This window comes from Arcicella sp. LKC2W (assembly GCF_034931005.1).
Taxonomy (GTDB): Bacteria; Bacteroidota; Bacteroidia; order Cytophagales; family Spirosomataceae; genus Arcicella.
Map to the genome: position 1 here is coordinate 71,152 of NZ_JAYGIN010000027.1, position 10,998 is coordinate 82,149.

11 protein-coding genes are annotated in these 10,998 nt (G+C 34.9%); 3 read left to right on the forward strand and 8 right to left on the reverse strand.

Annotated elements, in window-relative coordinates; translation table 11 throughout:
- The first annotated feature begins 181 nt into the window (after positions 1 to 181).
- Genes VB796_RS20040 through VB796_RS20050 form a run of 3 tightly spaced genes read left to right on the forward strand, consistent with a single transcriptional unit; the run spans position 182 to position 3,628 of the window.
- Positions 182 to 1,933, forward strand: coding sequence for a glycoside hydrolase family 9 protein (locus VB796_RS20040; protein ID WP_323348370.1), 1,752 nt, complete (start codon positions 182 to 184; stop codon positions 1,931 to 1,933).
- A 29-nt stretch (positions 1,934 to 1,962) separates the two neighbouring features.
- Positions 1,963 to 2,757 carry a cupin domain-containing protein gene (locus VB796_RS20045; RefSeq protein WP_323348371.1) on the forward strand — a complete coding sequence of 265 codons (795 nt, stop codon included), beginning with the start codon at positions 1,963 to 1,965 and terminating at the stop codon, positions 2,755 to 2,757.
- A 13-nt stretch (positions 2,758 to 2,770) separates the two neighbouring features.
- Positions 2,771 to 3,628 carry a sugar phosphate isomerase/epimerase gene (locus tag VB796_RS20050; protein ID WP_323348372.1) on the forward strand — a complete coding sequence of 286 codons (858 nt, stop codon included), beginning with the start codon at positions 2,771 to 2,773 and terminating at the stop codon, positions 3,626 to 3,628.
- A gap of 127 nt (positions 3,629 to 3,755) precedes the next feature.
- On the opposite strand, the gene VB796_RS20055 is transcribed toward VB796_RS20050, so the two are convergent.
- The 8 genes from VB796_RS20055 to VB796_RS20090 all read right to left on the reverse strand — a co-directional run bounded on the left by VB796_RS20055 (position 3,756) and on the right by VB796_RS20090 (position 10,759).
- Positions 3,756 to 4,607 carry a methylated-DNA--[protein]-cysteine S-methyltransferase gene (locus tag VB796_RS20055; RefSeq protein ID WP_323348373.1) on the reverse strand — a complete coding sequence of 284 codons (852 nt, stop codon included), beginning with the start codon at positions 4,605 to 4,607 and terminating at the stop codon, positions 3,756 to 3,758.
- A gap of 6 nt (positions 4,608 to 4,613) precedes the next feature.
- A complete protein-coding gene (locus VB796_RS20060; protein WP_323348374.1) occupies positions 4,614 to 4,874 on the reverse strand; it encodes an Ada metal-binding domain-containing protein in 261 nt (86 codons plus the stop codon).
- A gap of 5 nt (positions 4,875 to 4,879) precedes the next feature.
- Complete coding sequence (locus tag VB796_RS20065; RefSeq protein ID WP_323348375.1) at positions 4,880 to 5,569, reverse strand: 2OG-Fe(II) oxygenase; 690 nt, start codon at positions 5,567 to 5,569, stop codon at positions 4,880 to 4,882.
- 276 nt (positions 5,570 to 5,845) lie between these two features.
- Positions 5,846 to 6,775 (reverse strand): PorP/SprF family type IX secretion system membrane protein, encoded by a 930-nt coding sequence (locus tag VB796_RS20070; RefSeq protein WP_323348376.1) that lies wholly within the window; start codon positions 6,773 to 6,775, stop codon positions 5,846 to 5,848.
- Between the two features lie 90 nt (positions 6,776 to 6,865).
- Positions 6,866 to 7,120, reverse strand: coding sequence for a SemiSWEET transporter (locus VB796_RS20075; RefSeq protein ID WP_323348377.1), 255 nt, complete (start codon positions 7,118 to 7,120; stop codon positions 6,866 to 6,868).
- Positions 7,121 to 7,390: 270 nt separating this feature from the next.
- A complete protein-coding gene (locus VB796_RS20080; protein WP_323348378.1) occupies positions 7,391 to 7,921 on the reverse strand; it encodes a PH domain-containing protein in 531 nt (176 codons plus the stop codon).
- Between the two features lie 169 nt (positions 7,922 to 8,090).
- A complete protein-coding gene (locus tag VB796_RS20085) occupies positions 8,091 to 8,828 on the reverse strand; it encodes a DUF3667 domain-containing protein (RefSeq protein ID WP_323348379.1) in 738 nt (245 codons plus the stop codon).
- 305 nt (positions 8,829 to 9,133) lie between these two features.
- The gene (locus tag VB796_RS20090; RefSeq protein WP_323348380.1) at positions 9,134 to 10,759 is read right to left on the reverse strand and encodes an RNA-directed DNA polymerase; all 1,626 of its coding nucleotides are present in this window, start codon (positions 10,757 to 10,759) and stop codon (positions 9,134 to 9,136) included.
- Between the last annotated feature and the right edge of the window lie 239 nt (positions 10,760 to 10,998).

The following is a 10,998-nucleotide window of genomic DNA, read 5'->3' on the forward strand; positions in this document are numbered from 1 at the left end:
GAATTAGTGATTGAGCGATTCATTCTTAAAATAATCACTCAATCACTAATCATTTAATCACTCAATAATAAAATATGAAAAATATCAATCGAAACAAACCAAACTATCAATGCCCTAAACAATACCTTGTGTCTTTGTGCATTCATGGCAAATCTACCTCCCTCAACCATACTAATCACTAATGAAAATATTTACCGCTCCTATCCTTTTTACGCTCCTTTTTACAACGTTTGTGCATTTTGCATTTGCTCAAAACACTAACATACGGCTCAATCAAGTAGGTTTTTATCCTTCTGCTCAGAAAATTGCAGTTTGGGTGGGCGATAAACAAGAATCATTTTTCATTATTTCTAAAAACACCAAAGATACCGTTTTCAAAGGCACACTTTCGCCTCAAAGAATCAACGCTATTTCTCAAAAAACAACGCAAATCGCTGATTTTTCAGCTTTTCAAAAACTTGGGAAATATGTCGTTTCTATTCCAAATATTGGTAATTCTTACCCTTTTCAAATCAAACCAAATGTACACCGTGAGACTGCAATTGCTTCGTTAAAAGGCTTTTATTATCAACGAGCGTCAACTGCTTTACCAGAAAAATATGCGGGTAAATGGCACCGTGAAGCAGGTCATCACGACGATAAAATATTGATTCATCCATCGGCTGCAACGGCTCAACGCCCAGAAGGAACGGTGATTTCTTCGCCAAGAGGCTGGTATGATGCTGGCGATTACAATAAGTACATCGTAAACTCAGGCATTACGATGGGAACGTTGCTTTCTTTGTACGAAGACCATCCTGATTTTTTCAAAAATTTTGAAGCGAATATTCCAGAAAGTGGCAACAAAATTCCCGATTTATTGGACGAAACACTTTGGAATTTACGTTGGATGCTGACCATGCAAGACCCAAATGATGGTGGTGTTTATCACAAATTGACAAATCCTGCTTTTGATAAAATGGTGATGCCCAATCAAGCAAAGAATCCTCGATATGTCATTCAGAAAAATGTTATTGCGAGTTTAGATTTTGCGGCGGTAATGGCACAGGCGAGCAGGATTTTGAGAAATCACGAAAAAGTATTACCCAAATTGGCGGATTCATGCTTAAATGCGTCAGTAAAAGCATGGAATTGGGCGAAACAAAACCCAACAATTGTTTATCGTCAAAACGATATGAACAAGGCTTTTGACCCCGACATTACCACAGGTGGCTACGAAGACCGCAACGATGCAGACGAATGGATTTGGGCTTTGGCAGAACTTTATATCACTACCAAAGACGATTCTTACTACAAAGCAGTTAATCTTTATCACGAAGCTACTTTGCAATTACCCACTTGGAATCAGGTCAGAATGTTGGCATATTATTCACTCATCAGAAACGAAAATTCATTGACAGTTTTAGGTAAAAATGATTTACCTAATCTGAGAAAGACTATTATTAATTTCGCCGACAATCTTTTATTAAATACTGAAAATCAAGCATTTAATACCGTCATGGGAAAATCTGCGAAAGATTATATGTGGGGAAGTAGCTCTCACGCTGCCAATCAAGGAATTGCTTTGTTGCAAGCCTTTCAAATTAGTAAAGATAAAAAATATCTGACTGGAGCATTAGGAAATTTAGATTATTTATTGGGTAGAAATGCCACAGGTTATTCATTTTTGACAGGTTTTGGTAGCAAACAAGTGATGTTTCCGCACCACCGACCATCAGAAGCAGATGGCATTATTGAGCCAGTTCCAGGTTTGTTATCGGGAGGTCCAAATCCTGGGCAACAAGATAAATGCGAAGGCTATACAACTAAAATTGCTGATGAATCATTTTTAGATGTCACCTGTTCATATTCAACCAATGAAATTGCCATTAATTGGAATGCTCCTATGGTTTATTTAGCGGCTGCATTGGAAGCTTTACAAGGAAAATTTTAAGGAATAATCTCACATAAATCTGATTCAAAATGAAAATTCATCCGTCTCTTTTTGTATTGCTTTTCTTGTTTAAAATAAGCCTATTCGCTCAAAATCAAGCACTTGAATCTAAGGTTTATGTTTGGAATGATTTGCCCGTAAAGCAAAACCCAAAAGCAGAGCAGCGACAGATTTTTTCGGGAACAACCCCTTCTTTTAAGTCCTTTAAAATGCACGCCACCACTTTGTATCCGCACAGTTCGCTCAAGCCAATTCATAAGCAGGACAACGAAGAAATGGTCATTATTAAAGAAGGAGAATTGAGTGTTACGATTGAAGGGCAAACTAAAAAAATAAAGGCAGGTGGCGTAATTTTAATGCTTCCAAATGAAGACCGAGGCTTTGAAAACACGAGCGATGCCAGCGTAACTTATTACGTTTTGCAATACGAAGCCAATGAGCCTGCGGATATTGAAAGAGGGAAAAAAGCAGGCGGTTCGTTGATGATAAATTGGGACGAAATTCCTTTTAAAGCTCACGACAAAGGTGGCAGAAAAGACTTTTTCAACCGCCCAACGGCAATGACAAAACGTTTTGAAATGCACACTACAACCTTAAAAGAGGGTTTAATGAGTCATCCTGCCCATACGCACAATGCGGCAGAAATCATTTTCTTGATAAATAGTCAAGGCGATGAAGCCAATAGTCAAGCACAAGAAACCATCAATGGTACTTGGTACGATGCCAAAGTGGGCGATATTATTTTCTTACAATCCAATGATTTACACGGCATTCGGAATACAGGAAAAGGCACTTGTACGTATTTCGCTTTTCAAATTGAATAAACAAACTAAAACCATGAAAAAAAACCTAATTACCCTCAGTATTTGCTTGTTATGTGTGGCAACATTTCAAGAAATTTTTGCTCAAAAAAGTAAAAAACTTTTCAACTATCCCTTTGGCGTTCAAGCATATACATTTCGTAAGCACTTTCCAAATAGTGTGAAAGGTACGCTTGATAAAATCCAGAAAATGGGCATTACCGAAATTGAAACGAGTGGGGCAAAAGGCGTGAGTGACGAAGATTATAAAAAACTTTGTGATACACGTGGCATTGCTATTCCATCAATTGGAGCGGGTTATGAGCAATTGGAACAAACTTCTCAAGACATTGTAATGAAGGCAAAAACCTTTGGTGCTAAGTACGTTATGTGTGCGTGGATTCCCCACAAAGGCGACGAATTTACGCTTGAAGATGCTAAAAAAGCAGTGGAAGTTTTCAATAAGGCAGGTAAATTTTTGAAAGAAAACGGCTTGACGTTTTGTTATCACCCACACGGTTATGAATTTCGCCCTTATGAAGATGGAACGCTTTTAGACTACATTTTCAAAAATACCAATCCAGAATATGTGTCTTTTGAAATGGACGTTTTGTGGGTACTTCATGGTGGTGGAAGTCCAGTAAAATTGCTCGAAAAATATGGCAACCGTTGGAAATTAATGCACGTAAAAGACTTGAAAAAAGGCGTTATGGGCGATTTTTCGGGACATACTCCTGCTGAAAATGACGTAGTTTTAGGAACGGGTCAGGCTGATTGGAAAAACATTTTCAAACTCTCAAAAAAATTGGGAATTAAACATTATTTCATCGAAGACGAAAGCGAACACGAAATGGAAAATGTGCCATTAAGTATTGATTATTTGAAGAAATTGTAGAGGTTATTGGGGTTATGAGTTAAAGAGTTATGGAGGAATGAGTTATGAGGGAATGGAATCCATAAACCCTTAACTCCCTAACTCATAAGCCCTTAACTCATAAACTCTTAACCCATTTTCCCATAACTCATAACTCCATAACCTCCTCCCTCGCTCCTTCCCAACCTAAAATCGCCTTTTTGCGGTATTCTCCCCAACGATAATTACCTGTTGTTCCTACTCTTTGAATTACACGATGACAAGGAATTAAATATGCAATATGGTTTGCACCAATGGCAGTTCCAACGGCTCTTTGGGCGGTAGGTTTATCAATTAATTGGGCAATATCTTCGTAGCAAGCCAATCTTCCCGAAGGGATTTTCAGTAAAGCTTCCCACACTTTTATCTGAAAATTTGTGCCTCTCAATAATAAATTGAGTGATTTTGAAGCTAAATTTTCAACAAAAATCTGATTTATAAAAACAGCCGTTTCTTCTTGATTTTCTATTAATTCCGATTTAGGAAATTCATTTTTTAGACGAATTAACTCATCAATTGATTGATTTTCGGGCAAAAACGTTAATTCTAAAATTCCACGTGACGTAGTAGCAATAAATGCAAATCCAAATGGCGTTTCGTGCGTTCCGTAAGATATTTTCAAGCCTTCGCCTTTTCGTTTGTATTCAGCAGGAGTCATGGCTTCGTAAGTGACAAAAAGGTCGTGCAAACGAGACGAACTTGAAAGCCCCATCAAAACGGTGGTATCTAACAAATCTTTGGTTTCGGTCAACACATTTTTGGCGTATTCTTTCGTCAAAAAACGCATAAAACGTTGTGGTGAAGTCCCCGCCCATTTGGTGAACATTCTATCAAAATGAAATTCCGAAAGATTAACATTTTCCGCAATTTCTTTTAAAGATGGCTGACGTTGAAAGTTTTGTTCAATGAATCGAATCGCTTGTTCAATTCTTTGATAATCAATATGTTGTTGCGTATTCATGTCTTTTTAGTTTGAAGATTTCCAAATCAAATACTTTTCTCGCATACAATGTCCACAAGGACGAAAACCTGCTAAAATCGCTTCTGATTCATCTTTAAAAAATACCCTATTTTCAGCTTTCATTCGCTTGCCCGATGAACAATTTAAGGTACCATAAATTTTGAGTTTGGCGTTCCCTCCTATCGAAACCTCTTTGGCATTTATGAGTTGCATTAAAACCTTTAGACGACCAAATTTTGTGTTAGACAGTGTTAAATGTTTAATCATGAGGACTACTTTGCATCGTGAAAAATGATACCCAACGTATATCGAACTCCCGAACGAACTTTTGAAACACCATGTCGCATATTGGTTCGATAATAGCCTTTTGTGCCTTTGACGGATCGAAAATTAGTCGTAAAAATTAGCATATCACCTTGATTTGGCGTTAAAACAATTGGAACGGATTGCATTCTTGGTCGTTGTTCTACCAATACAAATTCGCCTCCTGTATAGTCTTTTTGGGTTTGATTTAAAAAAATAACCATTTGAAAAGGAAACCAAATATCTCCGTATAAATCTTGGTGAAGCGTGTTGTAGCCACCTTCAGTGTACTTTAATATTAATGGCGTTGGTCTTAATTGTTCATTTTCATGACAAATTGCCAATAAGTCGACGTGTTTTTCTGGAAATAAAGTACCGATATTCAAGACATTCATCCATTGATTTGCCACTTTTGCTAAATACGGATAAACATTATTACGAAGGTTTTGGACAAGATTCGGAAGGGGATAATTGAAATATTTGTACTCACCCATTCCAAATTGATAACGAGCCATGTTGATGGTAGAACGATAAATTGGTTTATCGTATAGGGCAATCAGTTCTTCACATTGTGACTGGCTCAAGATTGATTTTAAGGATACAAAACCTTTTTCTGATAATTCTTCTGAGGCATTTTGCCAATTGATGTTTTCGAGCATTTGTGAGTCTATTTTATATCACAAAGGTATATTCAAGCCCAAGAAGTTCTAATCTGAATTTTGCGGAATATGGTAGCTTTAGAATTTAGTGGTTTCGTAAACTATTGTTAAAAAAACCTCAAACTGTATGAACTATGATTTTTAGGATTAGTCCGATTTTCAAGATTAAAATCCTAAAATTCATAGTTCTGACGAATACACGTTTAGACGGAGTAGCCAAGACAATATATTGTTTCCTAAACACTATTTTACAACTACTTTCGAGGATAATCGATACTAAAAATACCTAAAAACGGCTGATTTACCATTTCCTGATTCCATTTCATAACGAAGCATTATTTGGTGAAAACCTTCATTTCCGACCAATGCCGTACTATTGGATTTTGCAAAATCATACGCATAACCGATTTGAAACTTTTTAAGTTGAACTTGAAATGACCCCAAAAAGGCATTTGTAGAAAGCTCTGAACCTGTATTTTGATACCAAACGCCAATTCCAAATTTATCATTTATCCAACCTGTAGCGTTTAAATCAATACTGGTTTTTCCCCCAATATTACTGGATTGCTTTCTTACCAATGCCCCTGTTTTAATTTTGAAATCATCATCAATCGTGAAAACATAACCTGCCGTCACAAAAAGCGGACGATTATAACTGTCTGTGGCATTGAAGTTTAACATTGAAATACCCAAGTAAGCATCGTCATTGTTATAATAAATTCCTCCACCAAGACTTGAGTTAAAATTGGTACTGCCAACGCCTCCGCCTGAGGTGCTAATAAAAGCAGGAACTTGCGTTACGCCCACTTGTACCCCAATGGCAAGTTTACCGTCGTTTGGCAGCGTAAAACGGTAGGCAAAATCTCCGTAAAGCCCTAAATTTCCCAAAACTCCCCCCGTTGTGCCATTCCCCAACGCTTGTTCGGCATTGTATGCTTGAAAACCAATCGCCATTTTGTCATTGGCAATGGGCATATCAAAATTGAAATATTGTTGTGTGGTACTGGCAACGCCCAAAGCCACAAATAATGGTCTTTTACGATAAAGTCCCGCTACACTTATCACTTCCCGACTTCCTGCATAGGCAGGATTGACATTGAGTGGCATAAATGGATAAGTAATATATATTTGGTCTTGTTGAGAAAACGTTTGAAAAGTCTGGAGAAAAAAGAATAATACAGATAGGTATTTAAAATATTGCGTCATTGTCTTACATTTTGTTTTCAGACCTCAATTTACGAAAAAGCCTTGTTCCGATAAACAGAACAAGGCTTTTAATTTGCTATAACTCAGATTTTAAACCGTTTTTCTATACTTAAATTTGAAGAACAAAATCACTAACGACAATAATAACGTAAGAGCATTTGCTGCAATTACTGGCACTGCATTTGATTTAATTCCGTAAACTAACCACATCACAACGCCCGCCGTGAAGAGTAAAAACATTGCCAAAGAAACGTCTTTCGCTGATTTGGTTTTATAGATTTGAATGACTTGGGGTACAAACGCTATTGTCGTTAAAATTCCCGCAACGTATCCTAAAGTTTCCATAATTGATTGTGTTTAATGAGCTTTCCGCTTTGTAGCTCGTGATTATTATATTCTTTTATCTGACGCAAAAATAACGGAAAAGTTATATAAAACCTACACTATATGGAAAAATTCTTTAAATAATACAATAAGTCATTTGTAAAATAAAAGGATTTGGATTTTTACATCTGGTCGCCTTCGATATATGCTACTCTAAAAAACAAAAAACGTCTTGCCTTTAGGATTACCTTTAAGGTAAGACGTTTTTATTTGTAATCTGTAATCGTATTTTTAACTTTTCTGCTGACTCAATAAAGCCTCAATTCTCAATAAACTGTCTCTTATTTCAGCAAAAACATTAGATTCTTCCTTACCTGAGTGTTTTTGTTTGAGCAAATTCCGTTGTTCCATCACTTTCTGGCGAAATTCGTTCGCTCCAATAATACCAACTAAACTCATTTCATTCATTTGATTCGTTGCACTTCCACCTGCGGTTTCTACCCGCAACATAGCAAGATTAAAAGAACGCAAAATAGGACCTTCAATAAAGGAAATGTCTTGTATATTTTCCAACGGAATTGTTTTTTCGACTTGTACCAAAATCCCTTTTTTGAATCGCAAGTTTGTATCGGTTAATACACATTCAAGTTTATCAAAATAATGTCGAGAATACCATTGCCCGATACCCAAAAGCCAAAGAATAGCGAGTGGAATTCCGATTACCGAAATGACAAGCACGAAAGCTCCGTACAATAAAATGTATATTTTCAATGCAGGATTAAACGCTACTTTTTGAATGATTTTGCCTTCGCTATTTTCCATGTTATACAAAGTTGATAATCAGAGTCTTAATATTAATTTGATAACTATTCCGAAAGTTGATAAATAAATTCCTCAATTTCAGTTTGTCGAGCATTGGCAAATTTATTTGAAGGTTTAGAGACTCGGGATGTAAAAATGTAAGCCTGAGACTTTGGTTCTTAACCCCAATTTATCTCATCATTAATTCATACACAACACCAACTATCGCAGCAACAAAAATAAAAGTCATAAAACCGATTAAATACGCAAAAAAGGCTTTTACGTAGTTACTAAATGTATTGCCAAAAAATTGTCCAATTGCCCAAGCAGTATACAAAAAAATCAATAGCGTCAATAAATTTTCTACAATTGGACTGTGCAAATATTTAGTATTTATGGGTATAAAAATGTAAAAAAGCATGGCTTCGCCCATTACAAAAAATAGAAGAACGGCAATTTCATAAGTGTTGTAATGGTGTTTTTTAAAAAATAATTTCATCCAATATATAATAAATACCGTCGAAAGGACATTTGCGTATCCATAATTATCTTGAATCCATTGCATGGCACTCGAACCATGTGGATTTTGAAGTTTGTTTGCGAATTCTTCTTGTAAAATAGTTTCTACTCGAAAATAATGGGCTACAAAAGTATAAATGGCAGAGGTCGCTAATATAAAAGCGAGTGGTTTGGTGTACTTATACCTGTTTTTAGTAAGGTAGTTATGGGTCGTTTGTGCAGGTCTTAATAATAATTCTTTGATGGTATATAGAAAGCCCTTTTCAAACCCAAACAGGTTGATACCTTCCTGTAAAGCATAATTTCTATCAATTCTTTCAAATTTGGTAGGAAGTCCACAGTTTGGGCAAAAATTCTCTTTGATAGGATAATTACAATTTTGACAAGTTGCTTCTATTTCAGTCTGCATGGGTATAATAATGGTTGTTTATTTAGGAAGCCAAAAATCTGGTAGGTATTGAAGAAATAACTAAAAGTAACCGCCGACGGGGTTTTCAACCGCCATCGGGGTTTATTCATCACCCTGACGGCGGTTGAAAACCCCGTCGGCGGTTATGTACCAAATAGTTTATTCTCGCTATTCGACATTGAAATGTCGAATATAAGATAAAATCGGATTTTAATCCGCTATTTTTTTTTTGGATTGGAAATCCTTTTTATCAAAAATTCGAGATTGTCCTTCGGAACATCTCGAACAGCAGGGAAAAAACGTATTTAAGCAATTGCGACCATTCCATCTATAAATGCTTCATTGTGTTCTGCTTTTATTACTTTAAAATAAGCTCTCAATTCTCCTGCTTCACAATACTTCCTTAGAATAGAAATTATTTGCCTTTTTTCCCAATTACTTCTACTTGAATATGAATCTTGTATCTCTTTTGCTTCATTTCTGTCAATAATACTATATAAATTATCTAAAAGCACTCTATGAATATATACCCCCTTATTTGCTGGTAAAGTACGATACAAATTAATTAATACTTTTTTATTCCTAAAATGAGTGTTTGCGAAAAATCTTATCAGTGGTTCTAAAATGTACTCAGGTAATTTATCAAAATTTTTAATCCAATCATTTTCAAAATTATTTTTAATTTTATTAATATCCTCTTTTTTGATTTTATCAGCATTTACAATTAAGAAGTCTATTGTATAAGGAATAAATTGTGGAAACTTTTCAAGCAAGATTGGAAGATGGATTGCTAATTCGAATTTGTTCTTTACTGAAATTGTCTCACAAAAATCAATAAAATTTTCAGGCTCAATAATTAATTGAGATTTCAATGTATTTAATAAGTTAATTTCATTTTGATTTCTTATCTCTTTTTTCTTTTCCTCAGAAATAGCTAAGAATTTGAGAGGAACTTCTCCACCGTACTCACCACCTACATATACTTCTGATCCATTTTCTAAAAATTTATCTATTTTATTACTTTCATTTTTGACTTTGGACTTGTCATTATTTTTGGTGTCAAAATTATTTTCAAAAATCTCTGTTTTACTTTGATTTACCATTAATCCTTCTTTAGAAAGTCTTTCTATAAGTATTGAAAACCAGTAATGTGCTGTTTTAGCATCTTCTGCAAATAGTATAAAATCATCTACAAAACGGATGAATTTAACATTATGCGAAATCAAAAATTTGTCCACATCAATAAGACTTGCTTCTGCAAGAATTCGACTTGCATTATTTCCTACTGGTAAACCATATGAGTTTCTTTCTGCCCAAAATAAAAGAATCTCGTTAATAACTTTAACTAACTTTTTTTCAACGGGTAGATTATAAAGGACTGCTTCTAATTTGTGAAGGTTCAACCTATCATAAAAATTAGCAATATCACACTTTACAATAACTTTATTCTTCGGATTTAATATTTCCTCTTTATACTTTTTACTAAATTCACCATAATGATAATTAGGATCAAATAGTTTTTTATCGTTAACAGAAACTCTATACGAATAAACAATATTTTCAGATACAGGAATTCTATGTTTCTCAATCTCTTCGGCTAACATTAGAACTATTGTTAAATATTTAATCTGGTCGATAGGCTCTATAATTGCACATTTTCTATAATCATAAAGTATCTTTTTAGGAAGTAATGTATGATGAATCCGTAGCATTTTTAATTTACTAAAACATTCAACATTAATACTATCCTTATCAAGTGAAGTGCAGGTTTTAATCTCATTAATGCAATTTCTGACTTCTTCTTCAATTTTAGCTCTAAATTCTGGGATTTTAAGGTTTTCTAACTCTTTTGGTTTCTGTAAAATGGTGTCAGTTAAACCAAACTCTTCAATATGGTCAATCGCAATTTTTAATGCTTTATTAAGGTTCATGATAGATTATTTAAATATTAAATCACATTTTCATTTCAGAAATAGCCTTGAAATGAATCAGGGTATTCTAAGTTTGCATTCTAAAATTTAATATCCGAATATTTTATCATATATTTTGGAAGTTAAAAATTACACTATTTATCGCCGTTGTTGGTCGAAAAGACCAACAACGCTTGCCTAAGCATACACGCCAAACAGTTTTCTACACCTTGCTTTATACGTATGTTTGATGCGTTGCT